The following is a 23,337-nucleotide window of genomic DNA, read 5'->3' as shown; positions in this document are numbered from 1 at the left end:
GACTTAAGGGATTTTTGCTGCCCAGGCGCTGCTATGACACTGTCGCCGAATTGCGCAAGGCCCTCTACGCGGCCTTAACGATTCTGGACGCTCAATTTATCTAAAAACTATTCGCGATCTACTTAGAAGGCGAAGGTCTCAGCCGGTACGACAACGCGCAGGCCCAGTTTGCCAGCGTGGTGGGTCAGGGAGGCGACCCACTCAGTCCCTTACGCGCAAAACTCAGACTGCTTTACCCAGGGATTTCCAACGTCATCCGTTATGAGGTCACCAACCCGGCGCCCATCCCCTGAAGGTTCCCCCATTCAGTGTCGCCGCCCACTCCGCGCCCTCTCCTGTCCCAATACAGTAGACAGTGGAGGTTTCACCCATGATGACCAGAATGCTGACTGTTTCGGCTCTTGCCCTCTCTTCCCTTGCCCTGGGACAGGCCGTGAAAGGCGCCGATCTGGATGTGACCAGCGGCGGCAAGGCGTATAGGAGCTATCTGGCCGCGCCGGCCAGCGCTACGCCCAAAGCCGCCGTCATCCTGCTGCACTCCTTTAACGGTCTGGAACAGGGCTACAAGGATCTGGTGGACGAGATGGCTGGGGCCGGGTACGTGACGCTGGCGTTGGGCTGGCAGACCTTCGAGAAGCAGCCCAGTGACGATGTAGTGAAGGCATTGGTGGAGGACGGCCTGAAAACCCTGGCGGCCCGCAAGGACGTGAACATGAACGCCGTGGGCCTGACCGGCTTTTGCGCGGGTGGACGCTACACCATGCTGCTGCTGCCGCAGATGAAAGGGTTCAAGTCGGGGGTGGCGTGGTACGGCTTTCCCGATTCGGGCGGCACGGCCACGCAGCCCAAAGCGCCCGCCGAATTCATCGGAGAGCTGACTGCGCCCATGCTGATCCTGCACGGCACCAGGGACCAGCCCAGCCCGATTGCCAGCATCTACGCCTACGCGCAGAAACTGGACGCGGCGAACAAGAACTTCAAGCTGACGGTGTATCAGGGCGAGCCGCACAGCTTTCTGCTCAAGGACGGCAAGATCGCCGACACCTACGCCAGCCGTGACAGCCGGCGCGAAATGCTGAACTACTTCGGCGATACACTGAAATAAAGGCCCGTCCCGGCCTGCCCAGCGCACCCACAACCCAGAGCAATTCCAGAGCAATCACCCGTCTGGACACGGCAGCGCTTTCAGACTTCAAGTTTGGGGCTAGACTGCGAGGCGAACGTCCGAATCTAACCGGCGTTCGTCTTTTCTCACTTTTTGCGGGGCGGGACGGACCTCTTCACGGTCTGTGGCCGCCCTGAAACAGAACCACAAGGAGCGAAATATGCCAACGATGCTGTGGGTGATCGTGGCGCTCCTGATCGGATTGGTCGGGGGGTTTGTCGGAGGGCAGTCGCGGGGCCTGCGGGAGCGGGCCGAAATCGACGACCGCCTGCAACGAGAAGCCCGCGCAGAAGCGGAGCGCATTCGCGCGGCGGCAGAAGCCGAGGCGCGGGGAACGCGGGAGCAGGCCGACCAGGCCAGACAGGACGCCGCCAGAAGAATTCAGGAGGCCGGAGAGCGTGAGGCGCAGGTCGCGGCGCTGGGCGCACAGTTCGGCGCGCAGCGCGAGGAGATCGCCAAATTGCGCACGCAGGCCGAGGCCGAGCGAACGTCGGCCAAGGCCGAGGTCACGCGGGAACGCGAGGCCCTGGCCGCCGACCGCAAGGAAACGCGGGCCGAGCGCGAGGAACTCAAGCGCGAGATCGAGCGCCTGAACCGCCGGGCCGAGCAGCTCGACGCGCGCGGCGACAAGCTCGATTCGCTGGAAGAACGGGTGGAGGAACGCTCGCGCATTCTGGCCGAACACGAGGCGGATCTGGCCGAGCGGGGCCGGGCCATTGACCTCAAGTTGTACGAGGTGGCCGGCCTGACGCCGCAGGCCGCCCGCGACGAGATCATGGGCCACCTGGAAGAGGAGCTGGAGGAAGAGAAGGCCATCCGGGTCAAGGCGATGCAGGAGCGCGCGGCGGCCGAGGCCAAACGGCACGCCCGGCACGTGATTGCCCAGGCCATTCAGCGCAGCGCCTCCGAAACGAGCGCTGCGCTGAGCGTGTCGGTGGTGCCCATTCCCAACGACGCCATGAAGGGCCGCCTGATCGGGCGCGAGGGCCGCAACATCCGCGCCTTCGAGGCGCTGACGGGTGTCGATCTAATTATCGACGACACCCCCGAGGCGGTGATCCTGTCCAGCTTCAACCCGGTGCGGCGCGAGGTGGCCAAACACGTGCTGGACGCGCTGGTGGCCGACGGCCGCATTCACCCCACCCGCATCGAGGAGATGGTGCACAAGGCGCAGGATGAGATGAAGACCTTCATCCACGCGCAGGGCGAGGAAGCGGCCATCGAGGCGGGCGTGATGGGCATCAAGCCGGGGCTGACGCAACTGCTGGGGCGCATGTACTTCCGCACCAGCTACGGCCAGAACGTCCTGAAACACAGCATTCAGGTGGCGCACCTGACCGGCATCATGGCCGACGAGCTGGGGCTCGACGCTGCGCTGGCCCGCCGCGCCGGCCTGATGCACGACGTGGGCAAGAGCATCGACCGCGAGATCGAGGGCACCCACGTCGAGATCGGGATCAATCTCGCCAAACGTTTCGGCGAACCGCACGAGGTCATCGACGCGATTGCCCACCACCACGATCCAGAGAACGGCGAGACGCTGTACAGCGTGCTGGTGGCCGCCGCCGACGCCATCAGCGCGGCCCGGCCCGGCGCGCGGCGCGAGGAACTGGAATCCTACGTGCGCCGGCTGGAACAGCTGGAGCAGATCGCCGTGTCGTTCCCCGGCGTGCAGCAGGCCTACGCCATCCAGGCGGGGCGCGAGGTGCGCGTGATCGTGCAGCCGGAAAAGGTCACGGACGCCCAGGCCGTGCTGCTGGCCCGCGAAATCGCCGGGCGCGTGGAGCAGGACATGGAGTATCCGGGGCAGGTGCAGGTGACCGTGGTGCGGGAAAGCCGCGCGGTGGAAGTGGCCCACTAGGCAGGAGCGGGGCGGCCAGCGTCGGCGGGGCCGCCCCTATGCACTCCAAGCTGCGAATGCCCCTTCCCCGACGTCGTCCCAGCGCAGGGATTTTAACCGACTGCATAGATTTGACGCCCGCCGCATTCCACGCTATATTGGTTTTATCACCGTCCGAAAGGGCGGGTTTTTTATTGCCAGTGTGCTCTCTGGGTTCGAGAGAAGCCACTTTTTTCCTGACGTGACCCACGACGTTCTCAGGCCACAGGCGCCTATTCACAGCTGGTGTCGTCCATCTTCTACAAACGCTGTCCCAGACGAAAGTTTTAGACCGACTGCATAGATTTGACACGCGCCGCATTCCACGCTATAGTTGTCTTATCACCGTCCGAGAGGGCGGGTTTTTTGTTTTCTGCCTTGCCAGCTTAGGGGGCTGAAGAAGTGACACGGATTCCGTCTGTTTCGTGTAGAGATCGGGACAGCTCCGATCTCTACACTCCACGTCCGGAACCCGTTTTCCTCGTTCTCGCTATCGTCGCGGACAGACGCCCATGAGGACGCTGCTCCTCCCCCTCGGATTTCCAAGTGTTTTCAACACTTTTCAATCGGAGTCCGTATAACGCCTCAACTCTGGCCGATGCCTGTGCGTCCTTGGTCATGCTCGAAGAATCTGGTGGGCTGGGCCAACCGTCGGGGTATGCAGTGCTTCTACCGGAGTCTCTTGATTTACAGCGTCCCAACGCGGGAATTTTGGGGCAATGCATAGATTTGACAAATCCCGCATTCCACGGTATCTTTGTCTTATCACCGTCCGAGAGGGCGGGTTTTTTATTGGTTGTGTCAGGCACTGCGTTAGCGGGGGCGCCGGAACCGGCCGTTCAGGGTGCGCCACTGCTTGCGCCCGTAGGCGTAGACCGGGTGCGTCCAGTGGCCGCCCACGACGCCGTCGCGCAGCGCCGCTAGCAACTCGGCGGGCGTGCGAACCGTGCGGAAGGGCGTTTCCACCCAGGCCTCGCCGATGTCGCGCAGGGTGTGGGCGTCGCTGCCCGCGCAGACCGGCAGACCGCGCTCCTGCGCCCAGGCCAGCGCCACCCCGTTCCAGTGGTGCCGCGACAGGCGCGAGTTGAAGACCTCCACGACGTCGATGTCGGCGGCAATGCGCCGGGTGGCCTCGGGGCGCAGGCGGTAGCGTTTGAGGGGATCGAAGCCGTGCTGGAGCATCACCAGCCCGCCCTGGGCCTTGATTTCACGCACGGTCTCTTCGGGGGTCAGGCCCTTTGGGATGCGCTCTTGCAGGAACAGGGCGTTCAGTTCGCCCTCGGTGGTGGTGACTTCCTCGCCGGGGATGATGCTCAGGCGGTCTTGCAGGCCCAGATCGGCCACGATGCGGGCCAGTTCGGGGCCGCCGCGCGCCTGATCGTGATCGGTGACGGCAATCACGCGGGTATTCGTTCGCAGCATCCACGCCGGAATGTCGCGCAGCGGCGTGCGGCAGTCGTGGCTGACCTCGGTGTGGACGTGCAAGTCCACCCGCATCACCTGCACGCCCGCGCGAAAGACCAGGTTGTTCTGCATGGCTAGCCTCCTTCTACGGCAGGCACCAGCACCCGCAGGGCCGCCGCCCAGACCTCCACCCGCACCACGCCGAACGTGTCCGGCCGGGCGGGGCGAACCTCGCCGTCCACGTGGAAGGGCTGGCCGCAGTACGGGATCTCGGTGCAGCGGGCCGGGGTGCTGGTGACGCTGGGCAGCTGCGCGAAGTCCCCGGCCGCCAGCGCCGCCGCGTAGGTCAGCAGGCCCTCGCCGTCCCTGGCGTCCACCCGCACCACGTTCAGCAGGCCGTCGCCGGGATCGGCCCCGCTGCACAGCGGCAGGCGGGGGCCGGTGGCGGGGGTGTTCATGACCTCCAGCAGCAGGCAGTCCAGCGGGGGCTGGGCCACGCCGTCCAGCGTCAGGGTCAGCGGCGGCGGCGTGAAGGCCCGCATCACCTCGCCCAGCGCGCCCACCGCCCGCAGCGGACTCTTGCCCTGCTGGGGATCGTAGGCGGCCATGACCTCGGCGAACAGGCCGCAGCCCAGCGCCTCCAGAAACACGTCCTGCCCCCAGGGAGCGGTGACGCGGCCCAGATCGAAGGGAGCGGCCTGCGCCCCGGCGTAGGCGGCAATCACCGCCTGCGGGTCTCCGGCGATGCCCAGCGTGCGGGCCACGTTGTTGGCGGTGCCCATGGGAATGATGCCCAGCGTGACGTCCGCCCGCCCCGCCAGATGCAGCGCCGCCGCCCGCACGGTGCCGTCGCCGCCCGCCACGAACACCGGGCCGGACACATCGGCCAGGGCCGCGCGCAAGTCGGCCTCGCCGTCGGTGGCGCGGTAGACCGGACGGTAGCCGGCGTGGTGCAGGGCCTCGGCCAGCGCCTCGGGGCTGCTGTGGCTGCTGCCCCCGGCCCCGGCATTGAAGATCAGGGTGGCCGCCCCCTGGGCAGAGCCAGGGGAAACTGCCGGAACCGGATGGGCCGTCATGGGCAAACTGTAGCCGTTCACCCCGAAGCGTGGCTTGAGCAATGGTTGAAGAAGGGGCGGGTCTCCCCCACTGCGGCTCAGTTCTGGGGCGGCTGGTCTGCGCCCTCCTGCATGGCCTTCCAGTCCTCGTAGGCCAGGGCGGGCAGCAGCGAGAAACTGCCCACCGCCAGCGAGGCCAGCGCCGCCGGAACGCGCACCCGCGATTTGCCGTTCAGGGCCAGATACAGCGCCCCCAGCGTGCTGAGTGCGCCGATGTCCATGAACATGATCCGCGCGAACGAGCTGCGTTTCAGGGTTTCCAGCGTGCCCAGATCGCCGTCGCGTTTTTTGCCGAGGGCGGCGGTCAGCACCAACATCAGCAGCAGCGACAGGTACAGGCGCAATCGGGCCGGGCCGGGGCGGCGGTAATCGTCGAGGTTCATGGCTCAGGGTAAGGGAAAACTGCCGTCCCCGTGGCTGAGCGAGCATGAAAACGCCCCCACCCTTTGGCTGTAAGAGCAATGGGGGCAAGGGCGGAAGATCAAAAAATCATTATCAACCGCTGGTTGGGGTCACCTTCGCGTAAGAGTGGCCCCAAACGCAAAATCTTATCGGTTGAAGTCGATCAGATGCTGAAGATCTGGCCCGTATGTGTCACAGCAAGGAACAGCATCGACTTTCCCATCATGAAGATGTACTTGCGCCTGACCTCCACAGTAGGGACAGGGGTGCTTCTCCACTGTCACCTGTGCCTTGTAGAGAGAGGAAAGCAGACCTTTCACACGGACGGTCATATCCAGACTTGTATGCGAGGATTTCATTTCTTCCCCTTCTCGACTTGACTGAGGGCACTTGCTGCTGCACGCTTCTCAGCCTTTGAGCTTTTGGGGTTTGAGAGAACTTTAGATGCTGCGGACGCGGCTTTTGCGCCGGTAGTTTTGCGAGGCATACTTCTCCTTTAGTACTAGACAGATGAGGCGGGCGGATTGTCGCCGAGTTGCCTTTCTGGCCTGGGGAGGGTAAGCTCTGGACACTTTCGCAGAGTAGCCAGTCATAGATAGCCTCCCAAGGCCGAGATGTTCTGGTTTCCGACGTTCTAGGTTCGCCTAGAGCGTCGAGTTCATTTCAATCACCTCCTATACAAATCGAGCGTTGCAAATGGGGGCCGAAGCCCCCGTTTTCCTCACCCGCACTTGCTGTAACCACAAGCCTGGCACTTCAGGCAGCCCTCTTCGCGAATCACGGCCCGTTCCTCGCAGACGGGGCAACGTTCGCGGGATGCGCCGTCCATGCCCTCCACACTGACCCCAGCCGCGCCGACGCCGCTGCCTCCGGCCAGGGGAGGCAGGCCCGCCGCTTCCTGCGCGGCGATCTGCCCGGCGGCCATGTCCTTCTGGAAGGTTTCCAGCGCCACGGCGATCAGGTCTGCCTTGCTGCCCACCAAGCGCCCGTTGTAGCTGCCGTACAGCCCGCCGTTGATGCCGCGCATGGTCTTGATCAACGCCTGGGCGGGAACGCCGTGCTGCAACGCGATGGACACCACGCGCCCCAGCGCCTCGCTGTCGGCGTTGGCCTCGTCGCCCGCGCGCCCGCTGATGACCATGACCTCCACCGGCTTGCCGTTCAGGTGGTTGACCGTGACCAGGAACGAGCGGCGGTGCCCGCTGGTGGGATCGGTCAGCTTGACCATGTCGGTGATGCCCGAGAGGCGGGCGGGGCGCTCGTACTGCGGCTTGCTGGGGGTCTGCGGACGGGCAGGAGCGGGGGCGGCGGCAGGTTGGGCCGTCACAGGCTGCGCCGGAGCCTCTTCGCCCATCACCTCGGCGGCGGCCTGCGCGGGGGCATCACCTTCCTTCTTCTCCTTTTTCTTGCTGGTGCTCAGCACCTGAAACTGGCGCGAGCCGTCGCGGTAGACCGTGATGCCCTTACAGCCGGTGCGGTACGCCTCGCTGTAGGCGTCCTGCACGTCCTGTACGGTGGCGCTGTTGGGCAGGTTGATGGTCTTGGACAGGCTGTTGCCCGCGAAGCCCTCGGCGTCGAAGGCCCGCTGCACCGTGCCCTGCATCCGCACATGATCCTGCGGCGCGATGTCGTGGGCGCACACGAACACCTGCTGCAAGGCATCGGGAATAAACGGCAGGCCCACCACGCTGCCGTGGTTCTCGCTGACGGCTTCAGTGACCTTGTCCCAGTCCCAGCCGCCGTCCTTCTGGATGCCGGTGGGCGCGGGGTAGGTTTCCAGCAGCTCCACGAAGAGGGGGGCCAGCAGCGCCCGGTACTCGCTGCCGATCTTGCGCCAGATGAACGGCGAGAACACGGGTTCGATGCCGGAGCTAACGCCCATCAGCATGGAGGTGGTGCCGGTGGGGGCCACGGTCAGCACCGCCACGTTGCGCCGGGGCGCGTGGGGCATCCTGTCCGCGTTGCGGGTGTAGACCGGGTAGACGCCGCGCTCCTGGCCCAGGCGCTCGCTCTCGGCAATCGCTTCCTCGCGCAGCGCCGACATGATGTCCATGATGGTCTCGCGGCCCGCCTCGTTGTCGTAGCGCAGGCCCAGCTTGATTAGAGCGTCGGCCAGCCCCATCACGCCTAATCCGAGACGGCGCAAATCCTGGCTGGCGACGCGGTTGTCCTCCAGCGCGAACACGTTCACGTCCAGCACGTCGTCCAGAAAGCGCACGCAGGTGCGGACATCGGCGCGGAAGGTGGCGTAGTCGAAGGTGCTGTTGTCCACGTAGGCGGCGAGGTTGATCGCACCCAGATCGCAGGGTTCGCCCACCGTCAACGGGATCTCGCCGCAGGGATTGGTGCTGCGAATCTCGTAGCGCTCGCCCAAGTTCTTGAGGGCGCTGAATTCGTTCACGCGGTCATTGAAGATCAATCCCGGCTCCCCCGTGCTCCAGGCGTGCTGCGCGATCTGATCCCACAGCCACGCGGCGGGAATGCCGCTCCCGGCGCTCTTGCCTTTGCCGACTGCGTAGACCGGCACACCACGCGCTCCGTCCTCGGCGCGCTGGGGCAGTTCGGGGCACTGGCCGTCAAAGCCCCCCTCCTGGGGCGCAAGGTAGTACTTGCCCGGCACCTCCTGCGCGTTCATGGGCCACACGCCACCGGCCTGAAGCGTGTCCCAGAACTTCCCGGTGACCAGGATGGAGATGTTGAAGGTCGAGATATCTCCCTCGGACGCCTCGCGGTCCAGATCCTTGGCGGTCAGGAAATCCAGCACGTCGGGGTGCGCGATGGAGATGGTCGCCATGCCTGCGCCCCTGCGCGTGCCGCCCTGCCTGACCACCCGCAAGACGGGCGCGTACACGTACCGCAGCGTGTTGATCGGCCCCGCGTCCTCCGCGCCCCGGTTGGCCCATTCCAGAACGTTGTCGAAAATCTCCATCAAGAAGCTGACCGGGCCGCTGCTGGTGCCGCCTGAACCCTTGATCGGCGCACCCTCGGCCCGCATTTCCGAGAGGTCAAGGCGGGGTTCCAGCCCCAGTTTGGCGTCCTCGGCCACCTTGCGGGCCGCGTCCACGATGCCGCCCATATCGTCAGGCACAGCCTGCACCCCCTCGGGCAGGGCACGCACGACAGACACGCCGTTCTGCCGGGCCAGCGCCACCAGTTCGGCGGGCACGGCCTGACCATAAACCACGCGCGTCCAGTTGCGCACCGCCACCGGCTGCTTGTCGCCGTCAGGCTGGGTGGGCGGGCGCATCAGGCCCAGGGTAAAGTCGGTCACGTCTGGGTGCGCCGCACTCATGTAGACCCAGCCGCGCACGCCCGCGTCGGGACGGCTGCCCTGGGCGCGGGGGCGGTACACGTCCAGGTTCACGCCGTTGCCGCCGCCCACCTTGGTCACCAGGGCCAGCTTTTTGGCGACTTCCATCACGCCCTCGAAACTGGCCGGGTCATGCTCGGTTGCGCCCTGCACAAAGCAGTTCAGCACGTTGCCGTGCTGTGTGCCCGCTCCGGCCAGCACGCGGCCGCCGGGGCAGAACTTCTTGCCCGCCATCAGATCGTAGTACTTCTGCGCCCACGAGAGGCGCGCCTCTGGAACTTCCGCCCCGGCCACCCAGTTCGCGATCCGCCGGAACATGCCGCCGATATCGCCGTCACCGGGTTGCAGGTACTGCCGCCGGGCGATGTGCTGGGCATTGTCGTCGAAGGTGGTCAGCGGCTGGGCGGGAAGGGTGGTCATGGCGAAACTCCTTGAAAGAGGGGGCGTGGGGACGAGGAAACGGCAGCAGGCGGCCCCGCCTCCCGACAGGGCGGCAGGAAAAGGGAGCACTCGAAACTCGGGGAAGGACGCGGTGTCCGGCTAGGACTCGACTGTACCACTGCCCCCCGGCGCGTACAAGGGCTTGTACCTGTCTGCCGAATGTTGTACAAGATGCGGCGATTCACACCACCCGCGCCTGACGCAAAACGGCTGTCGTGGACGCTGTGACGGCGGCTGGCGGCCCGGAGTCTAGCCGTGTTCCTCCGCCTTGGCATCCCGCTCCATCAGGCTGGCGACGCCCACCCCAGGCGCCCACTCTCCCGAGGTCACCCGCGCCACCGCCCGCACGATGGGCAGGTCATGGCCGTGGGCGGTGGCCCAGGCGTCCAGCAGGCCCGCTGTCCGCAGGCCCTCCACCACCTGGCCGCCGGGCGAGGGGTGCTGGCCGCGCGCGATGGCCTCGCCCGCCGCACGGTTGCGGCTGTGACGGCTGGTGGCGGTGGCGACCAGATCGCCCAGCCCGCTCAGGCCGTACACCGTGTCCTCCTGCGCGCCCAGGGCCAGCAGGTAGCGGCGCATCTCGCGCAGGCCACGGGTGATGAGGGCGGCTTTGGCGTTGTCGCCCAGTTCCAGGCCGTCCACCAGTCCGGCGGCCAGCGCCATCACGTTTTTCAGGACGCCGCCGAGTTCCACGCCCACCTCGTCGGCGCTGGTGTACACGCGCAGGGCCGGGGACATCAGCGCCGACTGTACGGCCAGGGCAAGGGGTTGATCGGCGCTGGCCACCACCGTGGCCGCGGGCAGGCCGCGCCCGATCTCCTCGGCGTGGTTGGGGCCGCTCAGGACGGCCACCCGCGCAAACCCCAGTTCGCGGGCCAGCCCCGTCAACGGCCCGCCGTCCGGCGCGAGGCCCTTGGCGCACAGCACCACGCCCAGTTCACGCGGAAGCTGTTCGAGGAGTGGCGGCACGCCCACGCTGGGCACGACGATCAGGGCGAAGTCGGCGCCTCTGATGGCCTCGCCCAGATCAGCGGTGAAACGCAGCCCCTCCGGCAACACGACGCCCGGCAGGTAGTCGGCGTTCACGCGGGTGCGTTCCAGTTCGGTCACCAGTTCGGGCCGTCGCGCCCACAGGGTCACGTCCCGCCCGTTGCGCGCCGCCCCCACCGCCAGCGCCGTGCCCCAGCCGCCCGCGCCCAGCACCGGAAGGACGCTCATGTTTCTGCCCCAGCCTCTTCAGCTGCCCACGCGAAGACCCACACGCGCGGCACGTCGGGCATGGGCGGGGCGTAATCGGGATATTCCACGATTTCCCAGCGGGCGAATCCCGCGTGCTGGAGTGGCCCTTCCAGATCGGCGGGATCGTAGCCGCGCTCGCGGTGGGTCTCCACGAATTCGCGCAGCTCGCCGCCCTCCTCCACGCGGCAAAAGGCCTGCACCACGCCCAGATCGCTGGCCGCGTCATGGTGGTGGGACCAGTGGTAATGCACCTCGCCGCCGCCCGGCAGTGGGGCCAGGCCCTCGATGGCGTCGCCCTCCCACAGCTCGCGCACGCCCAGGCGGGTGTTCACGTCGAAGACCAGCAGGCCGCCGGGCTTCAGGTGTGCCTGCGCCCGCGTCAGGGCCGCCGTCAGGTCTTCCACGCTGAGCAAATTGTTCAGACTGTCGAAGACGCAGGTGACCAGGTCAAAGCGCCCCGGCAGCGTGAAGGTTCGCAGGTCACCCGCCACAAACTCCACCCCCGGCAACCGCGTGCGGGCCTCGCGCAGCATGTCCTCGCTGACGTCCAGGCCGGTTACCCGCAGGCCGGTCGCCGCCAGTTCGCGCGTGAAGCCGCCGGTGCCGCAGGCCAGATCCAACGCCGCGGCCCCCTCCAGCGTCAGGCCCCCATCGCGGGCGTAGGTCAGGACGAAATCGGCCCAGTAGTCGTACTCCACGTCCGCCATGATCGCGTCGTACACGGCGGCGAGGGCGGTGAACGGTGGGCGCTGCATGAACCGGAGTATAGAGGCGGCCCCGCCCTTCAGAGGCTCCCACCTCAAGGCGGCGTCAGGTTCCGTCTGAAAATCCAGGCCCCATGAACGTCCGATGAGTCGAGCGGGAAGGCTTTCACGGTGGTTCTACCCGGCCATTGCCGCTACGGTAGGAGGGTCAAAGTTGTATTCCCTAACCCTATTCACGGAGGTTTCCCATGAACAAGCTGCTTATTCCCCTGGCCCTCGGCACCCTGACCCTCAGCGCCTGTACCCTGGCCGGCAATCCCGTCAAGAAGGACGTGACGGGCCAGTTGCGCGGCTTCGCGGCCAACCAGAATCTCGGCCTGGCCCTGGTGGGCTTCAACGACGGCAAGTACACCGCCGACGGCACCCAGAGCCAGCTGATCGACAAGTTCCTGACCGGCGGCTTCGCGCTGGACCTGCCCAGCAACGTGCCCTACGGCACCTACCGCGTGATCGTGTTCCGCGACGCCAACGGCGACAACCGCTACGACGCGGGCGACACCGTGCTGAGCAAGGACAACGGCAAGCGCCTGGCCTTTGCCCAGAACGACAACCAGTTTTTTGCCGGCACAAAGACGGGCTGGAACCTGGTCAATCCTGACGGCAACGTGCAGACCACCATCCTGAACAACTACGACCTGGAAGCGCAGTAAACCGCATCCGAACTGAACTGGGAGGCCACGCGCCTCCCTTTTTCAGGCCGTGAGCAGACGTTCCAGTTCGTCCTGACGGTCATGCAGCCCGGCTTCACCGACGGCCGCCACCCCCGCCTGCGCCGCCGCGTCCCCCAGCGGCACCCAGCTGACGCACCCCAGCAGGTCCGGCGTTTCTTCCAGGGTCAGCGGCGTGACCAGCGGGCGCACCCGCAGCAGCAGCGCGTGAATCCAGGGACGGTTGCGGTAGTGGAAGCGGCGTTCGATGGCCCCGGCAGTCAACGCCTGCAGGGGTTCCAGCCGCAGGGCCGCCTCCAGGGACTCGACTTTATGAACAGCCACCACCTCCGCCAGGGCCGGAAGCACGATCTGGCCAGGGGCAGGGTCAGGACGCAGCAAGGGCTGGTACTGGGGCTGCAATTCCTGCGGGTTCTGGTGCAGGAAGGTGGGGTACAGCAGGAAGCGGCGGTGTTCGACCTCGAAGCCGTCGTGCGTTTCCAGGATGCCGCCCTTGCGGAGCAGCAGCGACACGCGGCCCAGGGTCAGCAGCTGGCACTGGGCGTCCCATTCCTTGAGGGCACTGAGGGCAGGCGGGCGGGACAGGGTCATGGGCAGAGGGTAACCCGGAGGCCGGGGAGACCTGCCCGTCCCTCTGTGGGGGCCGTGTGTCTCACGGGGAAACCGGTGTCGTCACGCTGACCACAGGCCACCACCAGAGTGCCTACTCGTCTTCCTCGTCGGGCAGCGGCAGGCGGACCCGGAAGGTGGCCCCGCCGCCGGGCGTGTCGATCACGTCGATGGTTCCGCCGTGCGACGTCACGACCTGCTGGGCGATGGTCAGGCCCAGGCCCGCCGATCCAGCCTCCTTGCCCCGGAAGAACTTGTCGAAGATGCGCGGCTTGATCGGGTCCGGAACGCCGGGGCCACGGTCGACCACCCGGACCTCCACCTCACCGGGGCGCAGGCTGCTTTCCAGATGCACCAGTTCCGGCGAGCCGCTGACCCGGATGGCGTTGGTCACCAGATTCATGAACACCTGGCTCAGGCGCACCGGATCGCCCACGATCTCGGTGTCGGTGTTGCTCTGGTCGGCGCGCACGCCGTAATCCCGGCCCACCTGCGCGATGACCTTGCCCAGGTTCATGAAGTGCATCTCGATGCCCTGCACCAGCTCGCCGCGCGACAGCTGCAGCAGGTCATTGACCAGCCGGGTCATGTTCTCGGCCACCCGCTGGGCGTCCAGCAGCGTCTGCGAGCCGCCCGCCTCGCGCTCGGCGCGGCGCAGGTAGCCGTGCAGGGCCGTCAGCGGGGTCCGCAGCTCGTGGCTGGTCTCGGCCAGGAAGGTCTTTTGCATGTTCAGCGCCTCTTCGAGCTGCTTGGCTTGCACCTCCAGGCGCTGGCTCTGGCGCTCGGCGGTGTTGCGCAGCCGCTCGACCTCGATCAATCGGGCCTGCAGATCGCGGTTGAGGCTCAAGACCTCCTGCTCGGCCCGCTCGCGGCTGGCGCGGGCCTCGACCTCGGCCACCGCGCGGCGGATGGTGGGCGCCAGCCGGTCCAGGCGCTGCTTGAGGATGTAGTCGGTCACGCCCTGGCGCAGGGTGTCGACCGCCACTTCCTCGCCCAGCGCGCCGGTCACGATGATGAACGGCACCTCGGGCAGCCGGGCACTGGCGGCGCGGTAGGCGCTCAGGCCGTCGTAGCTGGGCAGCGCGTAGTCGCTGAGGATCAGGTGGGGCGGGTCCGTGTTGAGGGCTTCCAGAAACGCCGCCTCGTCCTCAACCCGGCGCACCTGCAGGGGCCACGGCAGCTCGCCGTCCAGGTGCATCACCACCAGTTCATGGTCCAGTTCGCTGTCTTCCAGATGCAGCACGTTCAGCGCCTCGCCGGGATCGGGGAAGCGGTAGCTGTGATGGGGGGCGGCTGCCGGCTCTGCCGGGGGGCGGCTCAGACCGCTGACCGCCGGGGCAGCGGCCCCGCCTTCCACGCCCGCCGAGTCGGTCATGCCCGCTCCCCGGCTGCGGCTGCCGGGAGCGGCTCAGGCGGCCCGTCCAGCGGCAGGGTGATCCAGAACTCGGCCCACTCGCCGTGGCGGGCGTCGGCCCCCACCCGGCCCCCGTGACGGGTCACGATGCGCCGGACGTTGGCCAGGCCAATGCCGATGCCCTCGAACTCATCGGCGCGGTGAAGACGTTGAAACACGCCGAACAGTTTATCCAGGTATTCGGGATTAAAGCCCACGCCGTTGTCACGAACCGTTAACGTGACGCTGCGGGCGTCTGCCTGGGCGCTCACGTCGATGACGGCATGTTCACGGGTGCGGGTGTACTTGATGGCGTTGCTCAGCAGGTTGGTGACCACCAGCCCCAGCAGCGCCGCGTCGCCCGGCACCTGTGGCAGGGTCTCGGGCAGCGTCAGGGTGATCTGGCGGCCCTCGCGGTCCGGTTCCAGGGCGTCCCAGCCCGTCTTCAGCAGGGCGCGCAGGTCCACGCTCTCGCGGCGCAGTTCCTGGCGGCCCATGCGCGAGAACTCCAGCAGGTCGTCGATCAGCTGGCTCATGCGCCCCGCCGAGTCGGTGATGATGTTGAGGTACCGCTGGCCCTTGGCGCTCAGGCCGCCGCCGGTGCCGGTGCCCTCGCGCTCGCTCCTGGCCTGCTGACTGAGCAGTTCCTTGCCCAGCAGATCGCCAAAGCCCACGATGTGCCGCAGCGGCGTGCGCAGGTCGTGCGAGACGCTGTAGCTGAAGGCCTCCAGCTCATGGTTGGCGTGTTCCAGTTCCTCGGTGCGCCGCTGCACCCGGTCTTCGAGGGACAGGTTGAGGGCCTGCAGCTCGCGCTGGGCCTGGGCCACCCGTTCCTGCAGGGCGTCGTTGTCCAGCGCGGCGGCAAAGCGCCCGCTGATCTCCTGGGCCAGGTCGTGATCGCGCCCGGTCAGTTCCTGACGGTAGAACAGCCCCAGCACGCCGCACAGCCGCCCGCCCGCGCCCAGCAGCGGGTACAGCAACGCCCCGGTGCAGCTCACCCCGTGCAGCAGGGGATGCGACGGCAGGAACAGCGGGTCCTCGGTGCGGATCACCTGCTCCAGCAGGCCCTCCAGAAAGGTCCGCATGTGACCGGTCTGCCACGCCGGATGCAGCGCCGAGGACGCCAGCAGTTCCGGCGGCCCGGCCCGGATGGACCACAGCGCCGCCCCCTCGGCAAAGCGCGCGGTCAGGCGGCCCAGGGCGGCGCGGTACACCGCCGGACGGCCCTGGGCCGGAGCGCTCAGGTAGGGCGGCAGCAGCAGCGGGGGCGCGGCGGACGGGCGAACCGGTTGCAGCCGGGGCTCCGGGCGGCGGGCGGCCAGGTCCTCGGAGATGTCGGCCAGCAGACGGGCGGCGTTTTCCTCGGCGACCGAGTCGTCCACGTCGGTGCTGGTGCCCACCCACTCCAGCACCGCGCCCGACGGGTCCAGAATCGGCAGGCCGCGCGTCACGAAGCTGCGGTAACGGCCCGCCGCCGAGCGCAGGCGGTGCTCGGCCTCGAACGGCTGCCCGCTGCGGATCGCGGCCGCCCAGCGCCGCTGGTAGTCGGCGCGGTCTTCCGGGTGCAGCAGGCCCAGGAAGCCGGCGGTGGCCCGCTCCGGCCCCACGTACTCCTCCCAGCGCCGGTTAAAAGACAGCGACTCGCCGCGCGGATCGGCCTGCCACACGATCTGCGGCAGCCCCTCCAGCACGCTGCGGTAGCGCTCCTCGTTGCGCTGCGCCCGGCGCTCGGCGGTCAGGCGGTCATGGATGTCGGTGGCCGAGGTGATCCATTCCTCGGTCGGCTGCGCTCCGGCCCCGCCCTTAGTGTCATCCTCCATGCGGATGGGCGACAGCCGCAGGGTAAACCAGCGGCGCTTGCCGCCCTGCACCTGCAGCTGCACCTCGGCGCTGGCGGTGTGCTGCCCCACCGCGCCGCGCTCGCGCACCTCCTGCCACAGCCGCTCGGAGGCGGCGCGGCCCTCGGGGGTCATGCGGGCGCTCAGGTCCGCGCCGCCCAGCAGCTCGCGGTGCTGGGTGTTGACGTAGGTGACCCGGCCCGCGCCGTCACTGACCTGCAGGATGTGCGGAATGGCGTCCAGCACGCCCCGGTAGCGCCGCTCGCCGCGCTGGACGGCCTGCTCGGCGGCCAGGCGCTCGCTGACGTCGCGCACCACCTCCAGCAGGCCCAGCCGCTCGCCGCCCGCGTCCTGCACCGCGCTGCGCTGGGCCTCGCCGGAAAAGACGCTGTCGTCGGCGCGGCGGTACGGCGTGGTCAGCACCTGAAAAGTCTGCCGCTCGGCCAGCCGGGCGTCGCAGTGCAGCACCGAGAGCGGCTGGCCGATCAGGGCCGCCGCCGGGTACCCGAATTGCCGCTCCAACGCGCGGTTGACCAGCCGGATCTGCCCCTGCGGGTCGGTGAAGGCGGCGGGGTCCTGCATCGACTGAAAGATCGCCTCGAATTCGGCGCGGGCCTGTTCCTGGCGCGCCCGCGCCTGCCCCAGCGACACGTTCAGCGCCTCGGCGCGGCTGCGGGCCAGCACCTGCGCCCCCACCAGCAGGTACGCCAGCCCCGAGATCAACAGGCCCGCCAGCATGACCAGCACCGGCACACCGGCGGCGGCGTCCTGGCCGAAGCTGCGCGGCGCGGCGTAGCTCAGGCTCCACGGCTGCCCGGCCAGCGTCAGGCTCAGGCCGTCGTGAAAGTACGCCGGGCCGGCCGCCTGCGCCAGCGGCTGGCCGCCCAGCTCGACCCCCACCGAGAGCCCATCTTGCAGGCCCGGCGGCCGCAGGTCGCCCAGGAACTGATCGGCACGCACCGCCATGTACACGAAGCCCTCCGGCTCCGCTGTCTGGCCGGCGGCCTGCCCCTCCGGCCACACCGGCAGCATCAGCAGGAAGCCCGTCAGCAGCTCACCGGTCTCGTCGCGCTGCACCAGCGATACGCGCCCGCTGGCCTGCACGTCGGCGTTGGCACGGGCCAGGTTCAGCGCGGCCCGGCGGCCCGGTTCGCTGTACAGGTCGAAGCCCAGCGCGTCCAGGTTCTCGGCGTTGGGGGGCGCGATCACCGAGATCGGCACGCGGGCGGTCTGGGGTTCGGACCCCTCGCGCACCGTGTAGTCGGGGGTGACGGTCCGGCGCAGCCGCGCGGTCAGCGCCGCCGCGTCGCCGTCCGGCAGCCAGGTTCCGAAGCCCAGCGCCTGCACGCCGGGATAGCGCCGCACCAGATCGATGCCGTCCACGAACCGCACGAACTCGGCCTCGTCCAGCAGGTCGGGATGCACCTGCCACGCTGCCCGCGCGGTCCGCAGCAGGCGGTCATAGTCGTTCACGCGGTCCTTGAGGGCCAGGGTGTAGGCCAGCGTCTCGCGCTCGAAGCGCCCGCGCTGCTGCGCCTGCACGAAGCCGGAAATGACCAGCGCCGCCGTCAGCGACAGCAGCAGGATCAGCCCCATGACCAGCAGCGGCGCACGCTGCGCGGCGCGGGCCGCCGACGAGGCCAGAGGGGCGGGAACCGTCACGGCGCGGGGTCTCCAGTCGCCTCTGCCGCCTTCAGCGCCTCCAGAAACACCGTCACCGGCACGTCCACCCCGGTCCACGCGGTGAAGGCCAGCCGCGCCTGATGCGCCAGCATGCCCAGCCCGTTCTCGGCGCGCAGGCCCGCCGCGCGGGCGTCGCGCAGCAGCCGGGTCTCGGCGGGGCGGTACACCATGTCGTAGACCAGGGCGCGGCGGTCCAGCCGCGGAAACGTGGGCAGCGGCGAGTCGTCCGGCGCGTCCAGTCCGGCGCTGCTGGCATTGACCAGCAGGGTCACGGCGGACCACGGCGCGGTCTCGGGCCACGCCGCCCGCCCGCCCAGTTCGGCGGCCAGCGCCTGCGCGCGGGCGTGGGTGCGGTTGACAACCAGCACGTCATGCCCCGTCTGTCTCAGGGCATAGACAGCCGCCCGCGCCGCGCCGCCCGCACCCAGCACCACGCTCAGGCCCCCGGTGGGCGCGTCCGCATCGGCCAGCGCGGCCAGCAGGCCGGGCGCGTCGGTGTTGTCGCCGCGCAGGCGGCCACCGCTATGAATCACGGTGTTCACGGCGCCGATGGCCCGCGCTGCTGGCGTCAGATCGTCCAGCAGCGCGGGCACGCTTTCCTTGTGCGGCAGGCTGAGGTTGGCCCCCAGCACGCCGGGCTGCCGCAGTCCGGCCACCGCCTCCGGCAACCCGGCGGCCCCCACCCGCCGCGCCGTGTACCCGCCGTCGATACCGGCGTGCGCGAAGGCGGCCCGGTGCATCTGCGGGGACAGCGAATGGGCCGCCGGGTCAGCGAACAGATAGGCGTGTTGAGGGGCGTGGGGACGGTCCGGCACGTTCACAGCTTCCAGTGTAGCCGCGCGCTGTGACGGAATCCTTGCGCGGCCGACAGTGCGGGTTAGGGGTTTCCTCACGTCCCCGTCAACTGGGAGCCATCAAATGGGACCCGGCGTTCCTGGGCAGACGCGGGGCTTTTGCTGTACAGGCGGTCATAAATTTCAGGCCTTCCGGCGCGCCGCAGGGCGTCCAGGGCAGAATGTGCCGCAGACCACGCCACAGCTTCCGCGCACTGCCGACAATGGGGCCATCCGAATGACCCTTCCTCTTTTCCCACCCGCCGAAGCCGACTTCGGGGGAGGGTGCGCCGTGCGTGGCGCCACACTGGACCGCGCCAGGCCAACCACAGGAGCCGAGTGACTGACCTGCATCCCCAAGACCAGCTTCAGACCAGCCAGCCCTCTTCCGCCGCAGGCGCGTCTCCCAGTGCCACGGTCACCCTGCAAGACCAGCGCGAGGCCCTGGCCCTGCTGGGCGCGGGCGACGCCAACCTGCGCCGCATGCGCGAGCTGACCCGCGCCAAGCTGGTGGCGCGCGGCGAGACCGTGACCATCACCGGCGACGCCGCCGAGGTCCAGCAGGCCGAACGCATGGTGCGCGACGCGCTGGACGTGGTGCGCGGCGGCGGCGAGCTGACCCCCGAGAGCCTGTTACGCAGCGCCCGCATGAGCGGCGAGGGCCGCAGCCTGGCCGCCGAGACCCAGATGCCGGGGCTGAGCCTGCCGCGCGGCCTGAAGCCCAAGACGCCGGGGCAGCGGCTGTACCTGGAACGGATCGCCGACAGCGACATCACCTTCGGCGTCGGCCCGGCCGGGACCGGCAAGACGTACATGGCGGTGGCGATGGCGATTCAGGCGCTGAAAACCAAGGCGGTCAAACGCATCATCCTGACCCGCCCGGCGGTGGAGGCCGGCGAGAAACTGGGCTTCTTGCCCGGCGACCTGCAGGCCAAGATCGATCCGTACCTGCGTCCGCTGTACGACGCCCTGCAGGACATGCTGGATCAGGACAAGTTCGAGGCCTACCTGACCAGCGGGGTCATCGAGATCGCGCCGCTGGCCTTTATGCGCGGGCGCACGCTGAACGACGCCTTCATCATTCTGGACGAGGCGCAGAACACCACCGGCGAGCAGATGAAGATGTTCCTGACCCGCATGGGCTTTTCCAGCAAGGTGGTCATCACCGGGGACGTGACCCAGATCGACCTGCCGCGCCACATCACCAGCGGTCTGGCGGTGGCCAAGCGCGTGCTGAGCCAGATCGAGGGCATCGCGTGGCACGAGTTCACGGAGGTGGACGTGGTGCGTCACCCGCTGGTGGGCAAGATCATCAAGGCCTACGAGACCGCCGAGAACGCCGAGGATGACCGGCGGGCCGCGCGCCGGGGCGAATTCGCCAGCATTCCGGAAGCCGAGGGCGACCCGCAGCCGCAGGGCTAGCCAGAACGGCTGGAGGAGCGGCGCAGATCAACGCGCCGCTCCTCCTTTTTGTCACCCGCCTGCATTACGCTGTCCGCCATGATCGACCTCCTGGCCCGCAAGACCCCGCCTCCTGGCCTGCGCCCCGCCGTGCGCGCGGGCCTGAGCGCGGCGATGGCCCATTTCGGCGTGGGGGACCGCGAGGTCACGCTGGTGCTGGTGGGGGACCGGACCATCCGGCAGCTCAAGCGCGACCACTGGGGCGAGGACGCCGCCACCGACGTCCTGAGTTTTCCCACCTGGGAGCCGGGCGATCCCTTCGTGCCGCCGCATCTGGGCGACATCATCATCAGCCTGGACACGGCGGCGCGGCAGGCCCAGGCGCGCGGCCACAGCCTGACCCGCGAGGTCACGCTGCTGGCCAGCCACGGCCTGACCCATCTGGTGGGCCATGACCACCCGCACGCCGAGGGCCTGGGCTACGAGGAAGGCGCGACCGGCCCCGAATGGGCGGTGTTCCACGCGGCGTGGCAGGCCGCCGAGGCCGCGCTGCCCGCCGGAACCTGACGGTGCGCTCGGACGGCTCGGCCCTGAGCCTGAAACGCTGGTGGCGTTCGGCGGGCTTTGCCTGGGCCGGCGTCCGGCATGCCTACCGCTCGCAGGCCAACTTCCGCATCGAGGTCTGGGCGGGCGCGCTGGCCCTGACGCTGGCCGCCGTGCTGCGCGCCCCTCTGGCACCGGTGGCCCTGGCCTGCGCGCTGGTGCTGGCGCTGGAGCTGGTGAACACGGCGCTGGAAGCCGTGGTGGACCTGGCCAGTCCAGAGCTGCACCCGCTGGCCCGGGTCGCCAAGGACGCCGCCGCCGGGGCGGTGCTGGTGGCCGCCAGCGGGGCGCTGGTGGTGGGGCTGGCCATGCTGGGGCCACCGCTGTGGGGCTGGGTTAGTGGGCGCTAGGCTGCTGCCCAGAGTGAATCCCCCCTCTCATCCGGGCGGCGCCCAGTCTGGAATCATGGCGGCATGCCCTCCTTTCCCCTGACCCAGGCCGTGACGCTGCGGGGCCGCAGACCACGGGACCTGCCGGTGCTGCGGCGCTGGCTGGCCGACGCCGACGCCGAATGGCGCCGGTGGGACGCGCCGTACTTTCACGCGGCGGCCACCACCGCCTCGCTGCTGGCCTACGTGGAACGGCTGGAACGCACGCCCACCCGCTCCGACGAACGGGTGATCGACGTGGACGGCGAGTGCGTGGGCATGGTCAACCGCAGCCAGGAGGAACCGGCGGGCGGCGGCTGGTGGGACCTGGGCATCCTGATCTACGACCCGGCGCACTGGGGCCACGGCATCGGCACGCGGGCGCTGCGGCTGTGGGTCACGGCCACCTTCGACGAGACCGACGCCCACGTCCTGACCTTCACCACCTGGGGCGGCAACGAACGCATGATCCACGCCGCGCGGCGGCTGGGCTTTCTGGAAGCCGCCCGCATTCGCGAGGCCCGGCTGGTGGACGGCGCGCGCTACGACAGCGTGCGCCTGGACCTGCTGCGCCGCGAGTGGACGTCCGCCGAGCCGACCGCCCGCCCATGACCCAGCCCACCGGCCGGGGCAGGGACAGGCCGCCGCTGAACCCGCCCGGTTTTCTGGCGACGCAGGACCTCAAGGACCGCGGCTGGACGCCCACGCTGATCGCCCGCTTCCTGGGCGAGCACGACCAGACCCGTCCCAACGGCCTGCGGATGGGCCGCCGCCGCCTGCCGCCCGTCAAGCTGTACGCCGAGGAGCGTGTCTTGGAGGTCGAGCGCGACGACACCTTCCTGGCCGCCCAGGCCCGCGCCGCCGACGCCCGCGAACGCGCCGAACGCAACCGCGCGGTCCGCGAGGCCAAACGGGCTGCGCTGCTGGAGGCCGCGGCCACGTCCTACACGCCCAGCATTTACCCCGAGCCCCTGCGCAAGGGCGCGGTCAGAAAAGCGCGCGAGCCGTATCTGGCCGGGATTGACTTCGCCCTGGAGCGGTTGCGGCGCGAGATTCCCAGATTGACCGCCAGCGAGGAGGCCCGCCTGGGCGAGCTGCTGCGCGAACGACTGGACGAGGCGCTGGCCGCCGCCTACCCGTGGTATCCCTCCCCACATCCACTTCCACCGGAGCAGGAGGCCGAGCAAGGCCGCAAGGGGGGCAGGGCCAGAGCCAGCGACTGGCGCGAATGGGACTGGGACTGATACGGACTCCGATTGAAAGGTGTTGAAAACACCTGGAAATCCGAGCAGCGCGAGGAGGAGAAAAACGGAATCCGTATAAGCCGGAGTCGCCGGTCCCGTCTCCGCCGGGCAGGCAGGGTGAAAGGGCAAGCCGTCCTCGGCCCAGCCGCAAAACGCCCCACCCGTCACGGTGAGGCGCTGTCGCGGTTCAGGGCCAGACCGCTCAGGCCGGGCCGGGCTTCAGGCCGCCGGTGGCCGAGGCGTCGTCCCCGGACGCTGGCGCCGCACCGGGCAGGTCCAGCGGCGGCAGCGTGCCTCCCGCCAGCACGGTCTGCACGTCCTCGCCGCTGAGGCTCTCGCGGGCGATCAGCTCGTCGGTCAGGCGGTGCAGCACATGAACATGCTCGGTCAGCAGGGTCACGGCCCGCTCGAACTGGCCGTTCAGGATGCGGCTCAGCTCGTGGTCGATCTGCTGGGCGGTGTGATCGCTGTAGACCCCCTGCTGGGGACCGTAGCCCAGGTAGGCGCTGCTTTCCTGCGCCAGCGCCAGCTGTCCCACCTCGCTCATGCCCCATTCGGTGACCATGCGGCGGGCGATGTTGGTGGCCTGCTGGAAATCGTTTGCGGCCCCGGTGGTGACCTGCCCGGTGGCCACCTGTTCGGCGGCGTGCCCGGCCAGCGCCACGCAGATGCGGTCCAGCAGCGCGCCAGTCGTGTGGTGCATGCGGTCTTCGGGGGTGTACAGCGCCGAGCCCAGGCTGCGGCCACGCGGCACAATGGTCAGCTTATGGGCCTTGTCGGCGTGGGGCAGCAGCTGGGCGGCCAGGGCGTGGCCGACCTCATGGTAGGCCGTGACCTTGCGGTCCGCCTCGCGCACCACCATGCTGCGCCGCTCAGGCCCCATCAGCACCCGGTCCCGGGCCTCGTCCACATCCCGCCCGGTGATCCGGTTGCGCCCCTCGCGCGCCGCCTGCAGCGCCGCCTCGTTCAGCAGGTTCT

General features: G+C 68.8%; 19 protein-coding genes. 8 read left to right on the top strand and 11 right to left on the bottom strand.

Features of this window, described 5'->3' with window-relative positions; all coding sequences use genetic code 11:
- The first annotated feature begins 370 nt into the window (after nt 1-370).
- Together FHR04_RS19385 and rny are read left to right on the top strand one after the other, a co-directional pair.
- Nucleotides 371-1,105 (top strand): dienelactone hydrolase family protein, encoded by a 735-nt coding sequence (locus FHR04_RS19385; protein ID WP_139404840.1) that lies wholly within the window; start codon nt 371-373, stop codon nt 1,103-1,105.
- A gap of 220 nt (nt 1,106-1,325) precedes the next feature.
- A complete protein-coding gene (gene rny, locus FHR04_RS19380; RefSeq protein ID WP_139404839.1) occupies nt 1,326-3,026 on the top strand; it encodes a ribonuclease Y in 1,701 nt (566 codons plus the stop codon).
- Between the two features lie 831 nt (nt 3,027-3,857).
- Here rny and FHR04_RS19375 read toward each other — a convergent pair.
- The 6 genes from FHR04_RS19375 to FHR04_RS19350 form a co-directional block, all read right to left on the bottom strand.
- Nucleotides 3,858-4,580, bottom strand: a complete 723-nt coding sequence (locus FHR04_RS19375) for a PHP-associated domain-containing protein (RefSeq protein ID WP_139404838.1) — start codon at nt 4,578-4,580, stop codon at nt 3,858-3,860.
- A gap of 2 nt (nt 4,581-4,582) precedes the next feature.
- A complete protein-coding gene (locus tag FHR04_RS19370) occupies nt 4,583-5,524 on the bottom strand; it encodes a diacylglycerol/lipid kinase family protein (protein ID WP_139404837.1) in 942 nt (313 codons plus the stop codon).
- A 77-nt stretch (nt 5,525-5,601) separates the two neighbouring features.
- Entirely contained in the window at nt 5,602-5,946 is a 345-nt protein-coding gene (locus FHR04_RS19365; protein WP_139404836.1) for a hypothetical protein, read from the bottom strand.
- 740 nt (nt 5,947-6,686) lie between these two features.
- On the bottom strand, nt 6,687-9,695 hold the full coding sequence (locus FHR04_RS19360) for an adenosylcobalamin-dependent ribonucleoside-diphosphate reductase (RefSeq protein ID WP_139404835.1): 3,009 nt from the start codon (nt 9,693-9,695) through the stop codon (nt 6,687-6,689).
- 270 nt (nt 9,696-9,965) lie between these two features.
- Nucleotides 9,966-10,934: an NAD(P)H-dependent glycerol-3-phosphate dehydrogenase gene (locus FHR04_RS19355; RefSeq protein ID WP_139404834.1), complete on the bottom strand. Its 969-nt coding sequence runs from the start codon at nt 10,932-10,934 to the stop codon at nt 9,966-9,968.
- The gene (locus tag FHR04_RS19350) at nt 10,931-11,710 is read right to left on the bottom strand and encodes a class I SAM-dependent methyltransferase (protein WP_139404833.1); all 780 of its coding nucleotides are present in this window, start codon (nt 11,708-11,710) and stop codon (nt 10,931-10,933) included. The genes FHR04_RS19355 and FHR04_RS19350 overlap by 4 nt, the downstream gene beginning before the upstream one ends.
- A gap of 197 nt (nt 11,711-11,907) precedes the next feature.
- Between FHR04_RS19350 and FHR04_RS19345 the strand changes: the two genes are divergently transcribed.
- Nucleotides 11,908-12,369, top strand: coding sequence for a hypothetical protein (locus FHR04_RS19345; RefSeq protein ID WP_039685873.1), 462 nt, complete (start codon nt 11,908-11,910; stop codon nt 12,367-12,369).
- A 42-nt stretch (nt 12,370-12,411) separates the two neighbouring features.
- On the opposite strand, the gene FHR04_RS19340 is transcribed toward FHR04_RS19345, so the two are convergent.
- From FHR04_RS19340 to aroE, 4 genes are all read right to left on the bottom strand, one after another.
- On the bottom strand, nt 12,412-12,978 hold the full coding sequence (locus tag FHR04_RS19340; protein ID WP_139404832.1) for a DUF1802 family protein: 567 nt from the start codon (nt 12,976-12,978) through the stop codon (nt 12,412-12,414).
- A 112-nt stretch (nt 12,979-13,090) separates the two neighbouring features.
- A complete protein-coding gene (locus FHR04_RS19335) occupies nt 13,091-14,371 on the bottom strand; it encodes an ATP-binding response regulator (protein ID WP_170214038.1) in 1,281 nt (426 codons plus the stop codon).
- The gene (locus tag FHR04_RS19330) at nt 14,368-17,889 is read right to left on the bottom strand and encodes a CHASE domain-containing protein (protein WP_249039232.1); all 3,522 of its coding nucleotides are present in this window, start codon (nt 17,887-17,889) and stop codon (nt 14,368-14,370) included. Before FHR04_RS19330 ends, FHR04_RS19335 begins: the two co-directional genes overlap by 4 nt.
- Complete coding sequence (gene aroE / locus FHR04_RS19325; protein WP_249039231.1) at nt 17,886-18,731, bottom strand: shikimate dehydrogenase; 846 nt, start codon at nt 18,729-18,731, stop codon at nt 17,886-17,888. Before aroE ends, FHR04_RS19330 begins: the two co-directional genes overlap by 4 nt.
- Nucleotides 18,732-19,166: 435 nt before the next feature.
- On the opposite strand from aroE, the gene FHR04_RS19320 reads away from it, so the two are divergent.
- The 5 genes from FHR04_RS19320 (at nt 19,167) to FHR04_RS19300 (ending at nt 22,359) form a co-directional block, all read left to right on the top strand.
- The gene (locus FHR04_RS19320) at nt 19,167-20,165 is read left to right on the top strand and encodes a PhoH family protein (RefSeq protein WP_375782595.1); all 999 of its coding nucleotides are present in this window, start codon (nt 19,167-19,169) and stop codon (nt 20,163-20,165) included.
- A 78-nt stretch (nt 20,166-20,243) separates the two neighbouring features.
- Nucleotides 20,244-20,711, top strand: coding sequence for an rRNA maturation RNase YbeY (gene ybeY / locus FHR04_RS19315; protein ID WP_139404830.1), 468 nt, complete (start codon nt 20,244-20,246; stop codon nt 20,709-20,711).
- 2 nt (nt 20,712-20,713) lie between these two features.
- Complete coding sequence (locus FHR04_RS19310) at nt 20,714-21,097, top strand: diacylglycerol kinase (RefSeq protein ID WP_139404841.1); 384 nt, start codon at nt 20,714-20,716, stop codon at nt 21,095-21,097.
- Between the two features lie 63 nt (nt 21,098-21,160).
- The gene (locus tag FHR04_RS19305; protein WP_139404829.1) at nt 21,161-21,727 is read left to right on the top strand and encodes a GNAT family N-acetyltransferase; all 567 of its coding nucleotides are present in this window, start codon (nt 21,161-21,163) and stop codon (nt 21,725-21,727) included.
- Nucleotides 21,724-22,359 carry a hypothetical protein gene (locus FHR04_RS19300; protein ID WP_139404828.1) on the top strand — a complete coding sequence of 212 codons (636 nt, stop codon included), beginning with the start codon at nt 21,724-21,726 and terminating at the stop codon, nt 22,357-22,359. The genes FHR04_RS19305 and FHR04_RS19300 overlap by 4 nt, the downstream gene beginning before the upstream one ends.
- A 202-nt stretch (nt 22,360-22,561) precedes the next feature.
- Here FHR04_RS19300 and FHR04_RS19295 read toward each other — a convergent pair.
- Nucleotides 22,562-23,337, bottom strand: a 776-nt coding sequence (locus FHR04_RS19295) for an ATP-dependent metallopeptidase FtsH/Yme1/Tma family protein (RefSeq protein WP_249039230.1), incomplete at its 5' end; no start/stop codon positions are given.

Origin of the sequence: Deinococcus radiopugnans ATCC 19172 (assembly GCF_006335125.1) — a bacterium.
Taxonomy (GTDB): domain Bacteria; phylum Deinococcota; class Deinococci; order Deinococcales; family Deinococcaceae; genus Deinococcus; species Deinococcus radiopugnans.
The sequence above is the reverse complement of the archived record's forward strand: the minus strand, read 5'-3'. Positions and strand labels throughout refer to the sequence as shown.

What these genes read in the sequence shown, in the direction of transcription:
- FHR04_RS19385 (WP_139404840.1), top strand. Translation starts at nt 371, where the DNA reads ATGATGACCAGAATGCTGACTGTTTCGGCTCTTGCCCTCTCTTCCCTT.
- FHR04_RS19370 (WP_139404837.1), bottom strand. Translation starts at nt 5,524, where the DNA reads ATGACGGCCCATCCGGTTCCGGCAGTTTCCCCTGGCTCTGCCCAGGGG.
- rny (WP_139404839.1), top strand. Translation starts at nt 1,326, where the DNA reads ATGCCAACGATGCTGTGGGTGATCGTGGCGCTCCTGATCGGATTGGTC.
- FHR04_RS19375 (WP_139404838.1), bottom strand. Translation starts at nt 4,580, where the DNA reads ATGCAGAACAACCTGGTCTTTCGCGCGGGCGTGCAGGTGATGCGGGTG.
- FHR04_RS19305 (WP_139404829.1), top strand. Translation starts at nt 21,161, where the DNA reads ATGCCCTCCTTTCCCCTGACCCAGGCCGTGACGCTGCGGGGCCGCAGA.
- FHR04_RS19360 (WP_139404835.1), bottom strand. Translation starts at nt 9,695, where the DNA reads ATGACCACCCTTCCCGCCCAGCCGCTGACCACCTTCGACGACAATGCC.
- FHR04_RS19365 (WP_139404836.1), bottom strand. Translation starts at nt 5,946, where the DNA reads ATGAACCTCGACGATTACCGCCGCCCCGGCCCGGCCCGATTGCGCCTG.
- FHR04_RS19340 (WP_139404832.1), bottom strand. Translation starts at nt 12,978, where the DNA reads ATGACCCTGTCCCGCCCGCCTGCCCTCAGTGCCCTCAAGGAATGGGAC.
- ybeY (WP_139404830.1), top strand. Translation starts at nt 20,244, where the DNA reads ATGATCGACCTCCTGGCCCGCAAGACCCCGCCTCCTGGCCTGCGCCCC.
- FHR04_RS19350 (WP_139404833.1), bottom strand. Translation starts at nt 11,710, where the DNA reads ATGCAGCGCCCACCGTTCACCGCCCTCGCCGCCGTGTACGACGCGATC.
- FHR04_RS19345 (WP_039685873.1), top strand. Translation starts at nt 11,908, where the DNA reads ATGAACAAGCTGCTTATTCCCCTGGCCCTCGGCACCCTGACCCTCAGC.
- FHR04_RS19335 (WP_170214038.1), bottom strand. Translation starts at nt 14,371, where the DNA reads ATGACCGACTCGGCGGGCGTGGAAGGCGGGGCCGCTGCCCCGGCGGTC.
- FHR04_RS19355 (WP_139404834.1), bottom strand. Translation starts at nt 10,934, where the DNA reads ATGAGCGTCCTTCCGGTGCTGGGCGCGGGCGGCTGGGGCACGGCGCTG.
- FHR04_RS19300 (WP_139404828.1), top strand. Translation starts at nt 21,724, where the DNA reads ATGACCCAGCCCACCGGCCGGGGCAGGGACAGGCCGCCGCTGAACCCG.